General features: G+C 63.1%; 21 protein-coding genes. 8 read left to right on the plus strand and 13 right to left on the minus strand.

Annotated elements, in window-relative coordinates:
* The first annotated feature begins 65 nt into the window (after positions 1 to 65).
* The 6 genes from pstB (at position 66) to KI797_RS07285 (ending at position 6,348) form a co-directional block, all read left to right on the plus strand.
* Entirely contained in the window at positions 66 to 884 is an 819-nt protein-coding gene (gene pstB, locus KI797_RS07260) for a phosphate ABC transporter ATP-binding protein PstB (protein WP_005328825.1), read from the plus strand.
* Positions 885 to 974: 90 nt separating this feature from the next.
* Positions 975 to 1,685, plus strand: coding sequence for a phosphate signaling complex protein PhoU (gene phoU, locus KI797_RS07265; RefSeq protein ID WP_139751100.1), 711 nt, complete (start codon positions 975 to 977; stop codon positions 1,683 to 1,685).
* Positions 1,686 to 1,877: 192 nt separating this feature from the next.
* Complete coding sequence (locus tag KI797_RS07270; RefSeq protein ID WP_041206040.1) at positions 1,878 to 3,197, plus strand: hemolysin family protein; 1,320 nt, start codon at positions 1,878 to 1,880, stop codon at positions 3,195 to 3,197.
* A gap of 20 nt (positions 3,198 to 3,217) precedes the next feature.
* Entirely contained in the window at positions 3,218 to 3,760 is a 543-nt protein-coding gene (locus KI797_RS07275; RefSeq protein ID WP_161507019.1) for a hypothetical protein, read from the plus strand.
* Between the two features lie 275 nt (positions 3,761 to 4,035).
* Positions 4,036 to 4,938, plus strand: a complete 903-nt coding sequence (locus KI797_RS07280) for a homocysteine S-methyltransferase family protein (RefSeq protein ID WP_171276422.1) — start codon at positions 4,036 to 4,038, stop codon at positions 4,936 to 4,938.
* Between the two features lie 9 nt (positions 4,939 to 4,947).
* Complete coding sequence (locus KI797_RS07285; RefSeq protein ID WP_226172286.1) at positions 4,948 to 6,348, plus strand: basic amino acid/polyamine antiporter; 1,401 nt, start codon at positions 4,948 to 4,950, stop codon at positions 6,346 to 6,348.
* Between the two features lie 61 nt (positions 6,349 to 6,409).
* Here KI797_RS07285 and KI797_RS07290 read toward each other — a convergent pair whose 3' ends face one another.
* The 5 genes from KI797_RS07290 to KI797_RS07305 form a co-directional block, all read right to left on the minus strand.
* Positions 6,410 to 7,249 (minus strand): sterol desaturase family protein, encoded by an 840-nt coding sequence (locus KI797_RS07290; RefSeq protein WP_226172288.1) that lies wholly within the window; start codon positions 7,247 to 7,249, stop codon positions 6,410 to 6,412.
* A 213-nt stretch (positions 7,250 to 7,462) separates the two neighbouring features.
* Entirely contained in the window at positions 7,463 to 8,206 is a 744-nt protein-coding gene (locus KI797_RS07295; protein ID WP_041206038.1) for an amino acid ABC transporter ATP-binding protein, read from the minus strand.
* Entirely contained in the window at positions 8,190 to 8,312 is a 123-nt protein-coding gene (locus tag KI797_RS21030; protein WP_005330346.1) for a hypothetical protein, read from the minus strand. Before KI797_RS21030 ends, KI797_RS07295 begins: the two co-directional genes overlap by 17 nt.
* Complete coding sequence (locus KI797_RS07300; protein ID WP_005330345.1) at positions 8,296 to 9,255, minus strand: amino acid ABC transporter permease; 960 nt, start codon at positions 9,253 to 9,255, stop codon at positions 8,296 to 8,298. Before KI797_RS07300 ends, KI797_RS21030 begins: the two co-directional genes overlap by 17 nt.
* 97 nt (positions 9,256 to 9,352) lie before the next feature.
* Positions 9,353 to 10,141 (minus strand): transporter substrate-binding domain-containing protein, encoded by a 789-nt coding sequence (locus KI797_RS07305; protein WP_042649645.1) that lies wholly within the window; start codon positions 10,139 to 10,141, stop codon positions 9,353 to 9,355.
* 480 nt (positions 10,142 to 10,621) lie between these two features.
* On the opposite strand from KI797_RS07305, the gene KI797_RS07310 reads away from it, so the two are divergent.
* Positions 10,622 to 11,749, plus strand: a complete 1,128-nt coding sequence (locus tag KI797_RS07310) for a GGDEF domain-containing protein (protein WP_226172290.1) — start codon at positions 10,622 to 10,624, stop codon at positions 11,747 to 11,749.
* A gap of 10 nt (positions 11,750 to 11,759) precedes the next feature.
* Here the strand turns inward: KI797_RS07310 and uhpC are convergent, their stop codons facing one another.
* From uhpC to KI797_RS07350, 8 genes are all read right to left on the minus strand, one after another.
* Positions 11,760 to 13,094 carry an MFS transporter gene (uhpC, locus tag KI797_RS07315; RefSeq protein ID WP_226172291.1) on the minus strand — a complete coding sequence of 445 codons (1,335 nt, stop codon included), beginning with the start codon at positions 13,092 to 13,094 and terminating at the stop codon, positions 11,760 to 11,762.
* Between the two features lie 21 nt (positions 13,095 to 13,115).
* Positions 13,116 to 14,636 (minus strand): signal transduction histidine-protein kinase/phosphatase UhpB, encoded by a 1,521-nt coding sequence (gene uhpB / locus KI797_RS07320; protein ID WP_226172294.1) that lies wholly within the window; start codon positions 14,634 to 14,636, stop codon positions 13,116 to 13,118.
* Complete coding sequence (uhpA, locus tag KI797_RS07325; protein ID WP_226172297.1) at positions 14,633 to 15,223, minus strand: transcriptional regulator UhpA; 591 nt, start codon at positions 15,221 to 15,223, stop codon at positions 14,633 to 14,635. Before uhpA ends, uhpB begins: the two co-directional genes overlap by 4 nt.
* A 203-nt stretch (positions 15,224 to 15,426) precedes the next feature.
* Positions 15,427 to 15,822: a nucleoside diphosphate kinase regulator gene (gene rnk, locus KI797_RS07330; protein ID WP_041206035.1), complete on the minus strand. Its 396-nt coding sequence runs from the start codon at positions 15,820 to 15,822 to the stop codon at positions 15,427 to 15,429.
* Between the two features lie 226 nt (positions 15,823 to 16,048).
* Positions 16,049 to 16,783, minus strand: coding sequence for a substrate-binding periplasmic protein (locus tag KI797_RS07335; RefSeq protein ID WP_226172299.1), 735 nt, complete (start codon positions 16,781 to 16,783; stop codon positions 16,049 to 16,051).
* An 83-nt stretch (positions 16,784 to 16,866) separates the two neighbouring features.
* Positions 16,867 to 17,550 (minus strand): hypothetical protein, encoded by a 684-nt coding sequence (locus KI797_RS07340; protein WP_171276413.1) that lies wholly within the window; start codon positions 17,548 to 17,550, stop codon positions 16,867 to 16,869.
* Between the two features lie 50 nt (positions 17,551 to 17,600).
* Positions 17,601 to 18,968 carry an alkaline phosphatase gene (locus KI797_RS07345; protein ID WP_226172302.1) on the minus strand — a complete coding sequence of 456 codons (1,368 nt, stop codon included), beginning with the start codon at positions 18,966 to 18,968 and terminating at the stop codon, positions 17,601 to 17,603.
* Positions 18,969 to 18,991: 23 nt separating this feature from the next.
* The gene (locus KI797_RS07350; RefSeq protein ID WP_041206032.1) at positions 18,992 to 20,383 is read right to left on the minus strand and encodes an alkaline phosphatase; all 1,392 of its coding nucleotides are present in this window, start codon (positions 20,381 to 20,383) and stop codon (positions 18,992 to 18,994) included.
* A 326-nt stretch (positions 20,384 to 20,709) separates the two neighbouring features.
* On the opposite strand from KI797_RS07350, the gene ylqF reads away from it, so the two are divergent.
* On the plus strand, positions 20,710 to 21,660 hold the full coding sequence (ylqF, locus tag KI797_RS07355) for a ribosome biogenesis GTPase YlqF (protein ID WP_041206031.1): 951 nt from the start codon (positions 20,710 to 20,712) through the stop codon (positions 21,658 to 21,660).
* The last annotated feature ends 99 nt before the right edge of the window (positions 21,661 to 21,759 follow it).

The following is a 21,759-nucleotide window of genomic DNA, read 5'->3' on the forward strand; positions in this document are numbered from 1 at the left end:
AGCCAAGCGTTCAGGCCGCGGGCAACGAGAGTGCCCGCCGCCACAAAGAGAATTTGAGGTAACAGATGATCAACGTAACACCGACTTCGACCCAGCATACCGCACTGGACCTGCTCAACCTGAGCCCGGAGCAGACTGCCCTTGAGGTCAAGGATCTCAACCTGTACTACGGCAACAAGCAGGCGCTGTTCAACGTCAACATGAAGATCCCCAAAGGCCAGGTCACCGCCTTTATCGGCCCGTCCGGTTGTGGCAAGTCCACCCTGCTGCGCTGCATCAACCGGATGAACGATCTGGTGGAGATCTGCCGCATCGAGGGGGAGATCCAGCTGCACGGTCACAACATCTATGACAAGAGCGTGGATGTCTCCGCCCTGCGCCGTCAGGTGGGCATGGTGTTCCAGCGCCCGAACCCCTTCCCGAAATCCATCTACGAGAACGTGGTCTATGGCCTGCGCCTGCAGGGCATCAACGACAGACGCACCCTGGACGAGGCCGCCGAGCGCTCCCTGCGCGGCGCGGCCCTGTGGGAAGAGGTGAAGGATCGCCTGCACGACAACGCGTTCGGCCTCTCAGGTGGTCAGCAGCAGCGTCTGGTGATCGCCCGTGCCATCGCCATCGAGCCGGAAGTGCTGTTGCTCGATGAACCGACTTCGGCGCTCGACCCCATCTCCACCCTCACCATCGAGGAGCTGATCAACGAGCTCAAGAGTCAATTCACCGTGGTCATCGTCACCCACAACATGCAGCAGGCGGCGCGGGTGTCGGATCAGACCGCCTTCATGTACATGGGCGAGCTTATCGAGTACTCGAACACCAACACCATCTTCACCACCCCGGCCAAGAAGAAGACCGAGGACTACATCACCGGTCGTTACGGCTAAGAGATGAGGATGACTGACATGAACCACAAGAAACAGATTGGCGGTCGGTTCAACGGCTAAGGCATAATCGGAGCAACAAGGATTATTTGTATGGACAATATGAACCTCAATAAACACATCTCCGGTCAGTTCAATGCCGAGCTCGAGAACGTGCGCAACCAGGTGCTGGTGATGGGCGGTCTGGTGGAGCAGCAGCTGACCGATGCCATCTCCGCCATTCACATCCAGGATCTGGATGCGGCGCGCAAGATAGTGGCCAACGACCACAAGGTCAACGCCATGGAAGTGGCCATCGACGAGGAGTGCACCCGCATCATCGCCAAGCGCCAGCCTACCGCGTCCGACCTGCGGCTGGTGATGGCCATCATCAAGACCATCACGGATCTGGAGCGCATCGGCGATGTGGCGGACAAGATAGCCCGCATGCTGACCGACAACGCCAACAAGCCGCAGCCGCCGTTGGTGTCGCTCGAGAACATGGGCCGTCGCACCATCAAGATGCTGCACGACGTGCTCGACGCCTTCGCCCGCATGGATCTGGAGGCGGCCATCACCGTCTACAAGGAAGACGACAAGGTGGACCGGGAGTACGAGTCCATCATCCGCGAGCTGATGACCTACATGATGGAAGATCCCCGCACCATCCCTCAGGTACTCAACGTCCTGTGGGCGGCGCGTGCCATCGAGCGGGTCGGCGATCGCTGCCAGCACATCTGCGAATACATCGTCTACTACGTCAAGGGCAAAGACGTACGCCACACCAAGGCGGATGAACTGAGCGACCTGCTCGGCAAGCATTGAATCCACGATGAATAAAAAGGCGCGTTGAGCGCCTTTTTTATTGCATTGGGGGGCGGCTTAAGATAACGCGCCCCACGGGGCGCTTTTCTGCTAGAATATTGCCCCTGTGTGAGTCCCGGATGGAGTCACGGTCCGGTTTCCCGGGCCCAGTTTGCCGTCTTGTGCTAAGGCGGCTGTCGCAATAGGTTAATCATGAGTTTTGCCGATAGTTTGTTCTTTCTGATGCTGCTGGTCGCCGGCAGTGTGTTCTTCTCGCTTTCCGAGATCTCTCTCGCCGCCTCCCGCAAGATCAAGTTGCAGGTGATGGCCGACGAGGGCAATCGCCATGCCGAAAAAGTGCTGGCGCTGCAGGCCCAGCCGGGTAATTTCTTTACCGTGGTGCAGATTGGCCTCAATACCGTCGCCATCCTGGGCGGCATCCTGGGCGAATCCGCCCTGAACCCCGCCATCAAGCAGTTCGTTGCTGGCTTCTATCAGGGCCCCTGGCTCGGCCAGATAAGCTCTGCGGCCTCCTTCGTGTTCGTCACCGGCATGTTTATCCTGATCGCCGATCTGATGCCCAAGCGTCTTGCCATGACCATGCCGGAGCGGATCGCCGTGGTGGTAGTACGCCCCATGCTGCTGTGCGTGACCCTGCTGATGCCGCTGGTGTGGTTCTTCAACGGTCTGGCCAACGCCCTGTTCCGCCTGCTGCGGGTCTCCATGGTGCGCAACGACGAGATTACCTCGGACGACATCTATGCGGTGATGGATGCGGGCGCCGAGGCCGGCGTCATCCAGCGCGAGGAGCACCAGCTCATCGAGAACGTGTTCGAGCTGCAGTCCCTTGGCGTCACCTCCGCCATGACGGCGCGCGAAAGCCTCATCTACTTCACCCTGCAAGAGGGGGAGGAGAGCATCAAGGCCAAGATTGCCGAGCATCCCCACAACAAGTTCCTGGTGTGCGACCACAACCTCGACAGCATCAAGGGGTTCGTGGACGCCAAGGAGCTGCTGATCCGCGTCATCAGCGGCCAGAGCATTGATCTCAACAGCGGATCCCTGGTGCAGAGCGTCATCATCATCCCCGACACCCTGAACCTCTACGAGGCGATGGAGTACTTCAAGAACCATCGCGGTGATTTCGCCGTGGTGATGAACGAGTACGCCCTGGTGGTGGGCATCGTCACCATGAACGACCTGATGAGCACCGTCATGGGGGAGTGGGCCACTCACGTGGTGGAAGAGCAGATCGTCCAGCGGGACGAGAACTCCTGGCTGGTGGACGGGGTGACCCCCATCTCCGACGTGATGCGGGCCTTCGACATCGAGGAGTTCCCGGAGAGTCAGAACTACGAGACCATCGCCGGTTTCATCATGTTCATGCTGCGCAAGATCCCCAAGCGTACCGATTCGGTGAAATACGCGGGCTACAAGTTCGAAGTGGTGGACATCGACAGCTACAAGATCGATCAGCTGCTGGTCACCCGGGTGGAGCCTGTGCTGGCCGAGAAACCCGCCCTGGAATCGTGAAAGGAAGTTACCAAGGAGTCATGAAGATGCCGTCTTATTCCCGTGCGCTCGCCTGCGTGGCGCTTGCCCTTGCGCTGGGGGCCTGCAGCCAGAGCGCGCCCCGCAAACCCGCCGCCGCCCCCAAGCCAGCCGCCCCCAAGGCTGTGGCGGTGGTGCCGCAACCGGACCCCGATGCCGTGGTGCAGAGTGCCGTGGCGGAACCCAGTCCGGTGTTCGATGAGGAGTACCATGGCCCGGATCAAGGATCGCTGGAATCGGTGACCGCCCTGTTCGCCCGTGGCTACATCGAGTCGGCCATGCGTGAGACCATGCTGGCGGCGGTACACAGCGATTACCCCTTGCTCGGCATGCGGGACGTGCGCCTGACCGATCCTGTGGCCAAGTTCCTCACCTCGGCCCAGGCCCGTACCACGGCCCACGATTACCTCTATGCCGGGGTGCAGCGCCGGCTGGGCCGCCCCTTGAGTCCGGCCCAGTGGGAGCAGATCTGGCAAGGCTATCCCCAGCAGGGGCGCGTCTCCGACTGGGTCAAGCAGACCAAGCGGGTACTGGCAGGGCGCTGAGTCGCCAGCCCATCATGCTTCACAAGAGGCCACCCCCCGGGGTGGCCTCTTGTCATTCAGGCCCATGGACCGGGGCCCAGGGTGGCGAGGACGAGGGGCTTCCCTTTGCCACTGTCATCCTGAGCTTGCCCGGATTTGTTCCTAGTTCCCGATTGCCTCTCCCTCTGCTTTGCGCCATGATGTATAGGACATATAGCCGTCTAGATGTTTTGACGGCTTAATGTCTTTTCACACAATAAACACCCGTCATGACGGGGACACGCAGAGAGACAGAGATGGATACAAAGGATTTGTGGGTACTGGATGGCGGCATGGGGCGTGAGTTGGCACGGCGGGGCGCACCGTTTCGCCAGCCGGAGTGGTCGGCCCTGGCCCTGATGGAGGCGCCAGAGACGGTGCGTGAGGTGCATCAGGCCTATGCGGCGAGCGGTGCCCGGGTCATCACCACCAACAGCTATGCCCTGGTGCCGTTTCATATCGGTGCTGAGCGTTTCGCCGCCGAGGGGGAGAGACTGGCGGCGCTGGCCGGCCAGCTGGCGCGGGAGGTAGCCGACGATCAGGGGGGCGCGGTGCAGGTGGCCGGTTCACTGCCACCGCTGTTTGGCTCCTACCGCGCCGATCTGTATCAGGCAGAACGGGTGAGCGAGCTGGCGACCCCGCTTATTCGGGCGCTCTCCCCCCATGTGGATCTCTGGCTGGCGGAGACCATGAGCCTCATCGCCGAGCCGCTGGCCCTCAAGGCTCTGCTGCCAGGCGATGGCAAGCCGTTCTGGGTCTCCTTCACCCTGGAGGACGAGGCGCCGGGGAGCGAACCCACCCTGCGCTCTGGCGAGCGGGTGGAGGATGCCGTGGCCGCGTTGGTGGCGGTCGGGGTGGACGCCATCCTGTTCAACTGCTGCCAGCCCGAGGTGATCGAAGGGGCGCTCAAGGTGGCCGGCGCCGCATTGCAGGCCCTGGGGCGCACCGACGTTCGCCTCGGCGCCTATGCCAACGCCTTCCCGCCCCAGCCCAAGGAAGCCACCGCCAACGACGGCCTGGACGAGATCCGCGGCGATCTGGGGCCGTTGGATTACCTTGGCTGGGCCGAGCGCTGGCGCGGTGCCGGTGCTTCCCTCATCGGCGGCTGCTGCGGCATAGGCCCGGAACACATTGAGGCGCTGGCCAGCCGGCTGCGTTAAGGAGAGCCCATGAAAGAGAGCAAGATAGGCCTCTGGTCTCTCACTGCCCTGGTGTTCAGCTCCATGGTGGGGGCGGGGATCTTCAGCCTGCCCCAGAACATGGCCGAGGTGGCCGGTGCTCGCGCCGTGCTGATCGGCTGGGGCGTGACCGGGGTGGGTATTCTGGCCCTGGCCGCGAGCTTCCTCTATCTGTCGCGGCTCAGACCGGATCTCGATGGCGGCATCTACAGCTATGCCCGCGCCGGCTTTGGCGATCTGGTGGGCTTCTTCTCCGCCTGGGGTTATTGGCTGTGTGCCACCATAGGGGTGGTGGGCTATCTGGTGATCGCCTTCGCGGCGCTGGGCAGTTTCGTCGATACCCCTGACAATGTCTGGTTTGGCGAGGGCAACACCCTGGCCGCCTTCATCGGCGAGTCCTGCATCCTCTGGGCGGTGCACCTGCTGGTGGCCCGCGGCGTGCAGCAGGCGGCCCTGTTCAACCTGGTGGCGACCCTGGCCAAGAGCCTGCCACTGCTGCTGTTCATCCTGTTCGCCTGCTACTGGTTCGATCCGGTCACCTTCGCGGCGGATCAGCAGGGCAGCACCCTGGCGGTGCCGGTCTCCGAGCAGGTGCGCAACACCATGCTCATCACCCTCTGGGTCTTCACCGGCATCGAGGGGGCGGCGGTGCTCTCGGCCCGGGCGAGAAACAAGCGGGACGTGGGCACGGCCACTGTGCTCGGGGTGGTGCTGGCGCTGCTGCTCTATGTGCTCATCTCGGTGCTGGCGCTGGGGATATTGAGTCGCCCCGAGCTCGCGGCCCTGCCCAACCCCTCCATGGCGGGGCTGATGGCCCAGATGACGGGCTCCTGGGGCAAGGTGCTGATCAGTGTCGGTCTCATCGTCTCGGTGCTCGCCTCCTACGTGAGCTGGACCCTGTTCTCGGCCGAGGTGCCCTTCAGTGCGGCGCGACACGGCGCGTTTCCCGCCATCTTCCGGCGCCAGAACCGCAACGGCACCCCCATAGCGTCGCTCTGGCTCACCAGCCTGACGGTGCAGGGCTGCCTGTTGCTGGTGTGGCTGCTCGGCAAGGGGTACACCAACCTGCTGCTCATCTCCACCTCCATGATCCTGGTGCCCTACCTGTTGATCGGCCTCTTCCTGCTCAAGCTCTCCTTGAGTGGAGAGGGCAATGGCCTGGTGCGGGCGGTGGCGCTGGTGTCGAGCGGTTACGGTCTCTGGCTGCTCTATGCCGCCGGGGTGGAGTATCTGCTGCTCTCCTTGCTGCTCTACGGGCCGGGTCTGCTGCTGTTTCTCTACAGTCGCCGTCAGCTCGGGGCGGATCAGCGGCTCAGCCTGCGCGAGCGTCTGCTGGCCGGGATAACCCTGGTGAGCCTGGTGCCCGCCATCTGGTCCTTTGCCCACGTCTGAGGGACCTGACGATCAATGCAAGAGAGCGCCCAAGGGCGCTCTCTTTTTTGTGGCGTGTGGCTCAGGTGTTCCCCGGGCCCGCCGGTTTGCCAAACAGCACCTTGAGCTTCTCTGACCAGGGCAGGCCGCGGGCGTCGCGCAGCATGTCGCGCCACTCGTGGAAGGTGAGGGTAAGGGGGTTGAAGCTGTGGACGGGCTTGGTGATACCGAAGCGACAGGGCTCGGTGGGGTCCTCTTCCACGAAGGTACCACACAGCCGATCCCAGATGATCAGCACCCCGGCGAAGTTGCGGTCGATATATCTGGGGTTGCTGGCGTGGTGCACCCTGTGGTGGGAGGGGGTGTTGAAAATCCACTCCAGCCAGCCGAGCTTGCCCACCACCTGGGTGTGGACGAAGAACTGAAAGCCCAGGCTGAGCAGCACGGTGGCGACCACCGCCTCGGGGGGGAAGCCGATGAGGATCATGGGGATCCAGAACAGCCACATGCCGGAGACGGGGTACATCAGACTCTGGCGAAAGGCGGTGGAGAGGTTGAGCCGCTCCGAGCTGTGGTGCACCACATGGGAGGCCCAGAGCCAGCGCACATGGTGGCTGGCAAAGTGGAACAGCCAGTAGCAGAGATCCTGCAGCAGGAAGAGCAGCAGCACGCTCCAGAGGTTCAGCTCGATATCCAGCAGCCGCCAGCCCCACAGGGTGTCATAGAGGTAGGCGATGGCGATGGCCGTCAGGGCATCTCCCCCCTGGTGCATCAGGGCCAGGGCGGCATTGGCGAACAGGTCCCGCCACTGGTAGGTGGCGGTGGGAAAGGCCGCCCCGTGTTTGCGCAGATAGAGCATCTCCCAGCCGACGAAGGCCAGAAAGAGGGGGGAGAGGTAGAGCAGCAGCAGTTGCACATCCATGTGAGCCATCCGGTTGGACCAGTTGGGTTCCAGCATACCGAATGAATTTAAAATTTCATTAACATCCTTGCTCCGTCCGTGCGGCGGATCGTCAGATGGCGAGAGCCTGTCGCAGGGGAAACGTCAGGGGCGCTGACCCGGGTGATCATGTCGGGAATGTAAGCAGAAGAGGGAGCCATGGGCTCCCTCTTCTGCTTTCTTCGGCTGTCAGCGTCAGAGCACCTGGCTCAGGAACTGGCGCAGACGCGGGGAGGGGGGATTGTCGAAGAAGTCGGTGGGCTTCTCGTCTACCAGCAGCTCGCCGCTCTCCATGAACAGCACCCTGTCCGCCACTTCCCGGGCAAAGCCCATCTCGTGGGTCACCACCACCATGGTCATGCCCTCTTTGGCCAGGCCCTTCATGACGTCCAGTACCTCGCCCACCATCTCGGGATCCAGGGCGCTGGTGGGCTCGTCAAACAGCATGATGCGCGGCTGCATGGCGAGCGCCCGGGCGATGGCCACCCGCTGCTGCTGGCCGCCGGAGAGCTGGGACGGGTAGCTCTGGGCCTTGTTGGACAGCCCGACTTTCAGCAGCAGGGCCTTGGCTCTGTCCTCGGCCTCCTTGCGCGACAGCCCCCGCACCTTCTGGGGGGCGAGGCTGATGTTGTCCAGCACGTTCAAGTGGGGGAAGAGGTTGAAGGACTGGAACACCATCCCCACCTCTTCCCGCAGCTTGTTGACATCCCCGGGCTCGGTCAGGCTGATGCCATCGACCTCGATATGGCCGTCGTTGATGGTCTCGAGCTGGTTGAGGGTGCGCAGGAAGGTGGATTTTCCAGATCCGCTCGGGCCCACTATCACCACCACTTCACCTTCCGCCACCTGGGTGCTGACGTTCTTGAGGGCGTGCACCTCGGTGCCGTAGAACTTCTCTACACCGCTCGCTTTGATAATCGGATCAGTTGCTTTTCGCATATTTCACCTCGAGACGGCGTACCAGGAAGGCGCGGGGCGTGCCGGTGATGGCAGCACTTCTCGACACAGGTTGAGCCTTGATAATGGGATCAGTTGCTGCGCGCATATTTCACCTCCAGACGGCGTACCAGGAAGGAGAGAGTGCCAGTCAGCACCAGGTAGAGCAGGGCCACGGTGAACCACACCTCGAACGGGCTGAAGGTGGAGCTGACCACCTCCCGTCCCGCCTTGGTGAGATCCGTGATGGAGATGACCGAGACCAGGGAGGAGTCCTTGATGAGGTTGATGAACTGGCCCGCGAGCGGCGGCAGCACCCGCTTGAATGCCTGGGGCAGGATCACGTAGCGCATGGTCTGGGCTGCGGTCATGCCGAGGCTTCTGCCCGCCTCCATCTGCCCCTTGTGGATGGAGCTGATGCCGGCCCGCACGATTTCGGCCACATAGGCGCCGGTGAAGACAGCGAGCGCCGCCACCCCGGCGGTGAAACGATCCAGATTGAGTACAGTGCCGATAAAGAAATAGACGATGAAGATCTGCACCAGCAGCGGGGTGCCGCGAATGAGCTCCACATAGGTGACCGCCAGGTTGCGCAGGGCGGGATTGGGGGAGAGTCTTGCGAGGCCCGCCAGGGTGCCCAGCAGGATGGCGAAGACGCCCGCCACCAGGGAGAGCTTGACCGTGACCCAGACACCCCAGGCGATGGGACCGGCGGTCCAGCTCAGTTGCACATCCAGGGTGTCACCGAGGAAGACGGTATCCCCTTCGGCAACCTGGGCGCCCGTGCTGGCGATGGCCTGGCGACGGTTGGGGTCGAGATCGTCTTGCAGGAAGAGTTGCCCCTTCTCTGCGGCTGTGGTGCCGGTCACCACTGTGCCGTCAAATTCTGCGTACTGTTTCTGCTCGGCCTGGTAGGCGATGTACTGGGGAATGCGTTCCCAGCGCCAGGTGTAATCCACTGCCTGCACGGCCTTGTAGATGCCAAAGATGGCGGCCAGCACCATCAGCAGGAAGACTCCGTGCCAGAGCAGCAGGTTGGGCTGTTTTTCCATCTGTCTTGTGATTTTGGGGTTGATCACTGTCACAACCTCTCTTGTCGTTATTGTGTGGGAGTCTGCGTGAAGGGGCGGCGAGCCGCCCCTTGAGAGGTTATTTGAGCTGGTTCAGCCAGGCGTTGGATTCGAACCACTTCTTGTAGAGACGGTCGTAGCTGCCGTCGCCCTTGATCTGGCGCAGGTAGTTGTTGAACCAGTTGAGGGTGTCCTGATCCCCCTTGCGGATCGCCCAGGCCAGCGGCTCGAAGGTGAACGGCTTGTCCAGGTGCACCACGGCGCCGGTGTTCTGGGAGGCAAAGATGGCGTTGTAGGGCAGGTCGTAGACGAAGGCGTCGACCTTGCCATTGATCACTTCCAGCTTGGCGTCGTCCTGGGTTTCAAACTGCAGCAGGGTGGCCTTGGGGATCATGCGCTTGACCGCCTGCTCGCCGGTGGTGCCGAGCTTGACCGCGATCTTGTACTTGGGATCGTTGAGGTCCTGGAAGGATTTGATCTCGCCCGCCTTGTCCTTGCGCAGCACTATGGTCTGGCCCACGACGATGTAGGGATCGGCGAAGTTGACGCGCAGGTTGCGCTGGGGGGTGACCGTCATGCCGCCCATGATGACGTCGAACTTGTCGGTCAGCAGGGCCGGGATGATGCCGTCCCAGGCGGTGTTGACGAACTCCACCTTCACGCCCATCTCTTTGGCGACCATCTTGGCGAGATCCACGTCGAAGCCGATGTACTGGCCCTGCTTGTTGGTCATCTCGAAGGGTTGATAGCCGGCGTCGAAGCCGACCCGCAGCACACCGCGCTCCAGCACGGCATCCAGGGTAGAGCTGGGAGCGGCATTGGCGAGCCCGCACAGCAGCAGGGTAGAGAGAATGAGTTTTTTGATCATAAGTGACGTCTCTGTCGTAAGTGTGTTCGGCCTTGAACCTGCTCCCGTGCGACTCCGTGGCACAAGAGACTGCTGCATCCGGCAACAGGCAAGACAGGATTATTGTCTTGATTGAGGCAAAAGCCCCATATGGGATTCTATTCTTCGTGGGTTGAGTGAAAAATGTACCAAAATCCGATTGTGTCAGACGACTCAATAGGTTAGTGACGTTTTTTCCTCGTGGCACGGCTCATAAAACCACATGAAAACAACATATCTATCTAATGGCGCGGGTTCAAGTGCAAAAATAGTTGGCAGGCATTTTGCTGTATGACAAGCGGGAAATCTGGGGCCGAACGAACCTTAAGTGCATGACATCAGGCTGGGTGACGGGGCGGCCAAGCGGAGACCCGGAAAATATTTTATTGCGCCAGAAGGCTCCCTCTGTGTCTTGTCATGGGCTTCCCATATACTCAGCCATCCCCATTGGAAGGTTCGGGAATGGACGCCTCAATTCTGCTCAATCTGGACATATTTACACTGATGTTCATGGCCCTCGGGGGCTACAGTCTGGGATTCATCACCCTCTCCATCATCTGGTCGACCCACAGGGAGATCCCGGGCCTCGGACTCTGGTGGTGGTCCAGCCTCTGTGCCCTGGCGGCCCAGTCGCTGTTCTTCCTGCAGGCATTCGCGCCGCACATGGCGGGGATCTGGCTGGCCAACCTGCTCATCACCCTCTGCATCGCCCTGATGCCACTGGCGCTGCAACGCTTCTTCGGCGAGTCGCCGAACTGGCGGGCATTCGCACTCTTCATGCTGATCTACCTGCTGTTCCTCTGCTGGAGCGTGCTGTTCAACGACCATATGGCCCCCAGGGTGTTGCTGGCCTGCCTGAGCTACATGGTGCTGGGGGCCGTGGTGGTGGTGCTCATCTGGCGTCATGGCTATCCGGCCTACCTGCCGGCGGTGCTGGTGTTTACCGTGGTCAACATTCTGCTCTATGGCTTCAACCTGGTGCGCATGGGCTCCCTGCTCAGCGGTGAGGCGCGGGTGCTGATGGACAAGCACGTGGTCAATGTACTGCCCTTTCTCTCCATGTTGATGGGCAACTACCTCTCCACCTTTGGGGTGCTGCTGCTCTGTACCCAGTACCGGGCACTGGCCCTGCGTCGGCAGGCCAGCCAGGATCCCCTGACGGGCCTGCTCAACCGGCGTGGCTTTATGGAGCGCTGTGTGACTGCACCCAAACAGGGGGCGCTGGTGGTGCTGGATCTCGATGACTTCAAGCAGATCAACGATCGTCACGGTCACGAGGTGGGGGACAGGGTGCTGGCGGCAGTGGGTGCCTATCTGGCCGGTCAGGGGGATCTGGTGGCCAGTCGCTTCGGCGGCGAGGAGTTCGTGCTGCTGCTGCCCGAGGGGGATGCCTTGGCCCAGCAGGCCCGTTGCGAGCAGATCCGCCAGGGGATAGCGACGCTGCCCCTGGACGGCATCCAGGTCACCGCCAGCCTGGGGCTGGTGCCCTATGCCCGGGGCTGGCATCTCGACACCCTGTTCGGACAGGCGGATCGTGCCCTCTATCAGGCCAAGCGCAGCGGCAAGAACCGGGTCTGCCTGCCGGCCTGAGCTGTTGTGATCAGCCCGACTCGGTGACGAGGGCTCGCGGTGCCTGGGCTTTTAAGAAGGGCAGCAGCAGCAGAGCCGAGACCCCGGCCGCCACCGAGATCACCACGAAGAAGCCGTTCCAGTGCCAGATCTCCATCACCTTGGCGAGTGGATAGCCCGACAGCGCCGCCCCCATGTAGGCAAACAGCCCGACAAAGCCGGTGGCCGCCCCTGCCGCGTTTTTGTGGGAACACTCCGCCGCCGCCATGCCGATCAGCATCTGGGGGCCAAACACGAAGAAGCCGATGGTGAAGAAGCAGGCCGCCTGCATCACGTAGCTGAAGAAGGGCATTAGCCACAGCGACCCCACTGCCAGCAGGATCCCCACCGCAAAGATAAGGTTCATGGGCCCACGGTTGCCGTTGAACAGCTTGTCCGATCCCCAGCCCGCCACCAGGGCACCGATAAAGCCCCCCACCTCGAACATGGAGATAGCCGAGTTGGCGCTCATCAGATTGAAGCCGCGCTGCTCGGTCATGTAGAGGTTGCCCCAGTCGTTGATGGCGGTGCGCACCACATAGACCAGCACGTAACAGCAGGCGAGCAGCCAGATATAGGGGTTGCCCAGCACATATTTGCGCAGGATCTGGCGGTGGGAGAGCCCCGCATCCTGAGTCTGCTGGGCCAGCTCCATGGCATCATTGCGCCACACTCCCACCGTGGGCAGCCCCATGGCACTCGGGGTATCCCGCAGCCGCCAGCAGAGGAACAACCCCGCGACGATGGCGATAACCCCTGGCACTATCATGCCGTAGCGCCAGCCATGCTGCAGGGCAATGGTGCTGACGATGAGGGGGATGAGTGCCCCGCCGACGTTGTGGGCGGTGTTCCAGGCCGACCACCAGACCCCGCGCTCGGTGCGCGAATACCAGCTGGTGAGCAGCTTGGAGCAGGGGGGCCAACCCCAGCCCTGAAAGAAGGCGTTGGTGACCCAGAGGGCGGCAAACATCCAGAGTGCCGACGAGAGGCCGAACAGGATATTGATGACGCCGGTCGCCATCAGGCCAATCCCCATGAAGTAGCGTGGGTTGGCGCGGTCGCTGATGATGCCGGAGAAGAACTTGGAACAGCCGTAGGTGATGTAGAACAGGGTCCAGAGCATGCCGATGTCGGACTTGTCCAGCATGCCACTCGCCAGCATGTCCGGCATGGCGAAGTTGAAGCTCTTGCGGGTGAAGTAGAAGACCGCGTAGCCCAGATACATGGTCAGCAGCAGGTGCAGCCGCCAGTGGCGATAGGTGGCATCGATCTCGGCCTGATCCCGGATAAGCGGTTGCGGCGGCGCGCTTCTCATAAAACTCAGCACAGGCTGGCCCTCCGGTGGTGATTAGCCATGACTCTCCTCCCGTCTGCGACTGGGCAGGTTGACGGTCAGCTGGGTGCCGTGGATGCAGGAGAGTTGCAGACTGCCCCCGAGCGCCTGCACCCGCTCGCGAATGCCGAGCAGGCCATAGCCCTGCTGCGGGCGACTCTGTGGCAGGCCGCGGCCATCATCTTCCAGCACCAGTTGCAACTGCTCGCCGCTGGCCCGAGCGCGAATGGTGACCGAGTGGGCGTTGGCATGTTTGACCACGTTGTTGAGTCCCTCCTGACAGACCCGAAACAGGGTGACCCGCTGGGCATCGGAGAGATCCCCATCCGCCAACTGCCACTCCAGTCGGGTAACGATGCCGCGGCGCTCCAGCTCCAGTTCCCGCAGCAGACTGCGTACCGCCTGCTCCAGGGTCATGTCGTCGAGCTGGCGCGGGCGCAGTCGCCCGAGCAGGCCGCGCACCGCGTCGTAGATCCCGAGCGACAGGGTGTCGATAAGTGCGCTGCTCTGGCCTACCCCGGCGTTATCGGGGGCGAGCCGGCGCACTATGCCCGCCTGGGTGCGAATGGCGGTGATGGTCTGGCCGATGTCGTCGTGCAGCTCGCGCGCCACCTCCTTGCGGATGCTCTCCTCGGTCTCCAGCAGCCGCTCGGTGAGCTGACGATTGTGGGCGAGCTGGCGGGTCAGCGCCTGATTGAGCTCGCGCTGGCGCTGGATGCCTGCGCCGAGCAGCAGGCCGGTGAGGCTCTGTGCCAGCAGGGAGAGCAGCAGGTCGAGGGGGTGATCATGCCAGGCCTGGCTCGCCAGCAGGGCGATGGTGTTCATCAGGGTGGCGAGCAGCGCCCCCTGCCAGCCGTAGCGCCACGCCATGGCGATGATGGGGATGGCGAGACAAAACGGGGTGAAGCGCACCAGCGAGTTGGGCAACCCCAGTTGCAGCCAGAGGCTCAATACGAACAGCAGCAGGTACCAGACCAGATGGCGAAAACGCCAGTCCACCGGTTGATCCACCAGCGCAGGCCCCAGCGGCACCCAGGTGGCGCGGGTGAGGTAGTGCCAGATCAGCATGCAGGTGGAGGTGAGGGTGAGACCGCCGGTCAGGCTGAGCAGCAGGGCCGAGAGGCCATCCTCCCCCGCCAGATGCCAGAGCAGGGCTTGCAACAGCGCCGCCGCCGTGACGGTGGCGAGCAGCAGCAACAGTTGCTGCCAGTCGTTGCGCACCTGCTGGCGACGGGCAATGAACAGCGGCAACAGGGTGAACAGGCTGCCGGCGATCAGCCACGGCCAGTGGGGCAGCCCCACCTCCTGATTGAGCCAGTAGAGCAACAGCCCTTCGCACAATAATAGCGGCGGCCAGTAGTGGCCGGGGCTTTGCAGCAGCAGCCCGAGGCGCAGGCCAAAGGGGAACAGCAGCACCGCCAGCGCCGGGCCACCCGCCAGATGCAGGCTGATGCTCCAGAGGCAAAACCAGCCAGCGGCAAAGATGAAGCTGGCCGCCAGCGCGATGGCGACATAGCTGGCCAGACGGGAGATCACCAGCTATCCAGCATGCGGTGGGCCAGCTCGACGTTGTTGCTGACCTTGAGCTTGTCCATCAGGTTGGCGCGGTGCACATGCACCGTCTTGGGGGAGAGACCGAGCTGCTCGGCGATGCTCTTCACCTCCAGCCCCTGGGCCAGCAACTGGGCAATCTCCCGCTCCCGATTGGTGAGGGGATCCCGGCTGCTGTTGGCCAGCTTCTGGGCGATATCCGGGGTCAGGTAGCAGCCCCCCTGGGCGGCGGTACGCACGGCGGCGATCAGCTCATCCGGGCTGCAACGCTTGGAGAGAAATCCCTTGGCACCGGTCTGCAGCGCCTGCTCGATGAGGGCCGGGCTGTCGTGGACCGAGAGCATCACTACCGCGAGGCCGGATGGGAGCTGCTTGAGGAGCTCCAGCCCCGATTGGTCGGGCATCGAGATATCACAGACGCAGACCCGGGCCCCGCTGCCGGGCAACCCGGCTAGGGCCTCGGCGGCGGAGCCAAATTTGGCGACAACCCGCAGATCGGGTTCGAGATTGAGCAGTTGGGCAAAACCGGATCGGACGATCTGGTGATCGTCGATGAGGGCAATCTTTATCATGATGTCAGCCTGAAATCTGCGGCCAGGGCGCTGGCGCGGCCAACAAGATACTCCCGCTCGCCACTTGGCTCAAGGAGGAGGAGAACGTCTGAACAGGATGAGGCTGCGATGCACGCCCCGTCTGGGCATGGGGCGCGGGCGGCAATAAAAAGGAAGGGCACGCTCTGCTCGTCTCGGTGGCGGGCAGAGCGTGCCCGGCCCGATCAGCGGTGCAGCTCGCCCGCGCGCTCCGGCTGATAGACCACTTCCAGGATCTCTACCTGGATGGTGCGCCCGGCCGGGCCCGGCCAGGCGATGCTGTCACCCACCTTCAATCCCAGCAGGGCGCTGCCGACCGGCGCCAGCACGGAGATCTTCGACTCGTCCCCCTGCACGTCCTTCGGGTAGACCAGAGTCAGGCAGAAGTCGTTGCCGCTGTTCTGCATCTTGAAGCGCACCGTGCTGTTCATGGTCACCACGTCCGGCGGCATGTCGGCCGGGTCGCGGATCTCGGCGCGGTCCAGCTCCTCCTGCAGGGCCAGGTGTTGCGGGTGGTTGCCGAGCAGTTGCTCGATGCGATCCAGATCCAGGCTGGAGATGACGAGATGAGGCTGTTGCATTGGGTATTCCTTATCAATGGCTGACAGGACCAGGATGACGGGCAAGCTGGTCGAAAAAGGGTTCGGATTGTGAGAATAGATCGCAAACGCGATGCCCCCGAGCGACTCGCGGTCAGGGGCGAGGGCGGGGGCTCAACGGGGTGTGAGCAGGCTGGAAAAAATCATGAGCGCTTTCATGGGGATACCATAACCATTCTGAATGGCTTTGGCAAATGCCCGGCCGGTGTCAGGGCGCCTGATAATCGTACTGCTTGAGGATGCGTGCCAGGCTGCCATCCTCGCGCATTCCCTCAATCGCCTTGCGCCAGCGCAGCGCCTCTGCCGCAGGAAACAGCGGGCTGGCGGCCAGATAGAGGGCGCTCTGTTGCAGGGTGTCACCGCGCACCAGATCCGCCAGGGGCAAGCCAGCCCGCTGCTGGTTGTAGCGGGCGGTATTCCAGGCCACCGCCCAGCCCTGGATGCGACCCCTCGCCAGCTTGCTGGCGTTGCTGACCTCCTCGGTGACCAGCTCCCGGGTCACTCCCTCCAGAGGCTGGATCAGGCTCTGACCATGAGAGCCGCGCAAGGCCCCCAGGGTCAGGCCGGCCACCTCCTTGACGGAGAGGGGGGCCGGGTGGTGCTGGCGGTGGCTGACCAGTACGAAGGCCTCCTCCAGCAGGGGGGCAATCCAGAGGAACAGAGGCTCGCGCTGGGCATTTCTGGCCGGCGGCAGCAATAGCACATCCGGTCGGTGGCGGGTCTGGCTGAGGGCGCGGGCCAGCGGCATCAGCTCGATCTCCAGCGGCTCCTGAAGGCGGCGGGCCACCTCCTCCAGCACCTCGATGGCCATGCCGCTCGGGGCCCCCTGCTGGGAGCAAATGACATAAGGGGGAACGTCTGCGGCCAGGACCACCACGGCGTGGGCACGGGGGCCCGGGAAGAGAAGGGCGCAGCAGAATAAAAGCAGTAGGGGAAGACGCATAGAAGGCCGGGTCAGGGATGAGTACACAGAGTGTAACATCCCGTTACCCCAAGTCAGCCAACCCATTGGGGGAAGAGGGTGGGTCAGTCGAAGAAGTCGCGCAGATCCAGAGTCTGGTAGCCGTCGAGCTGTTGCCAGGGCAACTGCCTTGGCAGGGGTTTGAGGGTCACCTCCATCCGGTAGCTGCGGTAGCCGTCGAGGCTCGCCGACTCCACCACCAGCGGCAACTGCCAGCGGCTCGACCAGAGGATGCGGGTGCGCTGCTTGCCCTCGCGCTTTTCGTACCAGCGGGCCTGCTCGGGTGCCTGCTCATCGAGCGGGGTCATCTCTTGCAGCAGGGCTGGGTTGACGAGGTAGCGGATCCGCTCCCAATCTGGTTTGAAGGCCACCTGGCCATACTCTTCCGGCGGCACCTCCACCAGCTGGTTGTGCCAGGCGTCGGCGTAGCGCAGTTGCAGGTCGCCCCCGTCATCCAGGGTGACCCAGCGCGCCGCCATCTGGTGGGTAAAGTGCTTGTGGCCGGGCGTGGCGTCGTGAGTGGCGTGATAGGCTCGGGCAAGGGGCAGAGGGATGAGCCGCTGGCTCCACACCTGGTTGCCCACTCGCAGCCACTTCTCCTGCCAGACGCTCTCCCGGGCTATGCCATCGCTGCCGGTGATCCTGTCCTGATAGCGGATGCGGGCGGCCAGATCGGGTGCCTCATCGGCCAGCAGGGGAAAGGAGAGGGTACAGCCAAGGAGCCATATCGAAAGTAACAATCGCATCATGCTTGATCGCTCGTCAGGAGAGGGCCCGGCGTGACACCGGGCCCTGTGCCTTACAGACCGAGCGCCTCCTTGAGCTTGCCGAACACCAGGGTGTTGTCGAGGGTGCCCTTGAAGCGGCCGCTGCCAGCGCCATCCGCGAACAGCATCACATCGCCGCCGCCGTGGGTCTCGGAGCCGAGCTTGACCCCGGTCTCCTGCAGGTAGTCGTCCGCCATCACCTGGTCGCTGGTGAGGTTGGGGCGCACGTCAGCTCGGTTCGGACCGTTGCCGAACACCAGGGTGGTGAAAGGCTTGCCATCCACGTCGTTCTGGGTGGAGCCGTTGCCATTTTTCACCAGATCCAGCACAGGGTTGCCCTTGGCGGCGTAGCCGTTGATGGTCATGGTGTGATCGTGGTCGGCGGTGACCACGATCAGGGTATCTGCAAGATCCACCTTGCCCAGCGCCGTCTTGACCGCCTCGTCCAGTGCCACCGCATCGGTGAGGGAACGCTTGGCGTTGGTGGCGTGCAGGGCGTGGTCGATGCGGCCTCCCTCCACCATCAGGAAGTAGCCCTGGCTGTTCTGGCTGAGCAGATCGATCGCCTTGGCGGTCATCTCGGAGAGGGACGGCTGGGTATTGGCCGCCCCCTTGGCGACGCGGTCCAGCTCGTAGTCGAGGTGGGACTTGGCGCTGAACAGACCCAGCACCTTGCCGCTCTCTATCTTGGCGAGATCGCTCTGGGTGGTGACGTACTGATAACCCTGGGCACCGAGCTCGGCGGTGAGATCCCGGCCATCGGCCCTGCCCCCCTTGTTGCTGGCGCTGTAGGGGGTCCAGTGATTGGCACCGCCCCCCATCAGCACGTCCACCCCGTTCCCGAGCGCGGCGTTGAAGCCGGCGCCGCCCGGCACCGCCTGCTCGGCGATGGCATAGGCAGCATCCCGGTGGCAGATATGTGCATAAGTAGCCGCTGGGGTGGCATGGGTCAGCTCCGTGGTGGTGACGGCGCCCACCGATTTGCCCGCCGCCTTGGCCAGCTCGAGTATGGTGGGCACCGGGGTGCCGTTGTCGTCGGTGCAGTTGTTGATGCCCTTGTTGCCGTTGGCATCCTTGGACGGTGCCACGGCCTTGGTGTCGCTGCTCATGGCGATCACCTCGTTGTTCATCTTGACGCCGGTGGTGTAGGCCGCCATGGAGGGGGCCGAATCAGTGGTCTGGGCGTCGTGGGAGAAGGTCTTGATGCGGGCGCTGCGTGGCAGCGACATGATCTCGAGGTTGCCCTCTTCTCCCACCTTGAACAGGCGGGTGGCGGTGAGCACGCTGGGGCCCATGCCGTCGCCGATAAAGAGGATGACGTTCTTGGCGTCGCTGGCCTGGGCCTGGGACAGGCCGCCGAGGGCGGCGAACAGGGCGGTGCACACCAGGGTTTTGTTCATGGTTTTTCTCACGGGAATGATCCTCACAGCTTGGCCGCAGCCTTGACCTTGCCGAACACGGCGGTGTTATCGAGTGAGCCGTGGAAGCTGTCAGCTCCCTGGCCTATGGCGCCGAGGAAGACGTCGGTGCCGCCGTGGGTCTCGTTGCCGATCTCGCCCACCTTGACCACCACCTCCTGGTGATAGTCGTCGGCCGAGACGGTGGCATCGTCGAGCGGCGCCACGCTGCTGCGCGGGCCATCCACCCGGTTGTAGCCGTTGCCAAAGCCGATGATGGTGTAGGGCATGCCGTCGCTGTCCTTGCTCGGCTCGCCGGTCTCGTAGTTCTTCACCAGCCCGAGCACCCCGGGGTTGCCGGCCGTGGTCTTGCCGGTGCGCTTGGCGTAGCCGTTGAGTACCAGGGTGTGGTCATGGTCGGCGGTGACCACGATCAGGGTGTTTTTCAGCTCAGGGTCTGTTTTCTTCACCTCGTCCAGGGTGGCCTTGATGGCGTCGTCGAAGGCGAGGGTATCCTGCAGGGCACGCTTGGCGTTGGTGTCGTGCAGGGCGTGATCGATGCGACCCCCTTCCACCATCAGGAAGTAGCCCTTCTCCTTGTCTTTGAGCTGCTTGATAGCGGCCAGGGTCATCTGGGCAAGGGAGGGCTCGCTGGCAGGCCTGTCCAGGTCATATTTCATGTGGCTCGAACCAAACAGCCCCAGCAGCGGCTTGCCCGCCTCGGCCTGGTTCAGCTCGTCCAGGGTGCTGGCAAACTGGTAGCCCTTGGCCTGCATCTCGTCGATGAGGTTGCGGCCGTCCTCCCGCTTGCCCTTGTCGGCCTTGGGCAAGAAGAAGCTGCTGCCGCCGCCGAGCACCACGTCCAGCCCCTCTTTCAGGGCGCCGTTGTAACCAGCACCGCCCGGTACCAGCTGGGCGGCGATGTCCGCCTCCAGATCCCGGTTGCAGATGTGGGCATAGGTGGCGGCCGGGGTGGCGTGGGTCACCCGGGTACTGGTGACCACGCCGGTGCCGCGGCCGTCGGCCTTGGCCAGCTCCAGCAGGGTGGTGACCGGCTTGCCGGCGCTCTGGCTGCAGTCGCTCTCATAGGTAGCGTCGCTGTCCATGCTGATGACGCCGTTGTTGCTCTTGACCCCCGTCATGTAGGCCGCCATGGAGGGGGCCGAGTCGGTGACCTGGGCGTCGTGGGAGAAGGTCTTGATGAAGGCCGTCTCCGGCAGGGTGTCGATGGTGAGGCTGCCCTCTTCCCCGACGCCGTAGATGCGGGCCGCGGTCAGGGTGTTGAGGCCCATGCCGTCGCCGAGGAAGAAGATGACGTTTTTGGCGCTGGGCTCGGGGGTGCTGCTGTCATTGTTGGAGTTGCAGCCGGCGACCAGGGTGGCGCCTATCATCACTGCAAGTCCTGCCATGTTTCTCATTGGGGTTCGCTCCTTGTAAAACCTGAGCGCAGCCTAGAGGGGGCAGATGACACTTTTAGTGAGTCTGGATGACAATACGGTGAAGGTGACAGATAAATGTTATGTTGTATCAATGAGTTATTGATTGCTGTTCGGGCCTCTGCCGTCGCCGGCCGTGGTGGCACCAGTGTTGCTGCCATGCACGCCCGTGGCCACAATGGCCTGTCAAATCGGGGCCGCAGCAGGTAAAATGCGCCCCCTTGCGATGAGTGCCAGCGGTTTGGCGCATCACCAGGCGCCCGCAGCCCCCAGCGGGAGCCCGCATCCCCAATGAGAGAGTAACGGATATGTCCATCAACTGGTTCCCCGGCCACATGCACAAGGCCCGCAAAGAAATTGCCGAGGTCATGCCCCAGGTCGATGTCATCATCGAGATGCTCGATGCCCGCATCCCCTTCTCCAGCGAGAACCCCCTGGTGCCCGAGCTGCGTGGGGATACTCCCGTCATCAAGGTGCTGAACAAGGCGGATCTCGCCGATCCGGCGATCACCGAGCTGTGGGTGGCGCACATGGAACAAGAGAAGGGGATCAAGGCGTTGCCCCTGACCCAGCAGGAGCCGGAGAAGATCAAGGCGCTGCTGACCCTGTGCCACGAGATGCTGCCGGAGCGCAACTTCGACCTGCGCGGGGTGCGGGCCATGATCATGGGCATCCCCAACGTGGGCAAGTCCACCCTGATCAACACCCTGGCGGGGCGCATCATCGCCCGGACCGGCAACGAGGCGGGGGTGACCAAGTCCCAACAGCGGATCAAGCTGGACAACAACGTCATCCTGACCGATACCCCGGGTTTCCTCTGGCCCAAGCTCAACCCGCCCTCCTGTGGCTACCGGCTGGCCATCACAGCGGCCATCAAGGACACCGTCTTCGACTACGCCGACATCGCCATGTTCGCCGCCGATTACTTCCTCAAGGCCTACCCGGAGCGGATCAAGGCGCGCTACCAGATAGCTGAGTTGCCCGAAACCGAGATCGAGCTGCTGGAGCTCATCGCCCGCCAGCGCGCCTTCATGCGCAAGGGCGGCCTGGCGGATCTGCACAAGGCCTCCGAGATCCTGGTCAACGAGTTCCGCTCCGGCATGCTGGGGCGCATCTCCCTGGAGACCCCGGAGATGGTGAGCGCCGAGATCGTGCTGGCGGCCGAGGAGGCGGAGCAGAAGGCCAAGGAGAAGGCGGAGCGGGAAGAGGAGCGCCAGGCGCGGGCCCGTCGCAAGTACGCCAGAAAGCGTCAGAAATAGCGTCTATTGTGCTGGTAGAAAGAGGAGGCGACCCCGGGGTCGCCTCTTCGTTTTTCAATGGACAGGGTATCGGCCTAAATGGCTGAACGCCTTGGCCGC

Origin of the sequence: Aeromonas media (assembly GCF_020423125.1) — a bacterium.
Classification (GTDB): Bacteria; Pseudomonadota; Gammaproteobacteria; order Enterobacterales; family Aeromonadaceae; genus Aeromonas; species Aeromonas media.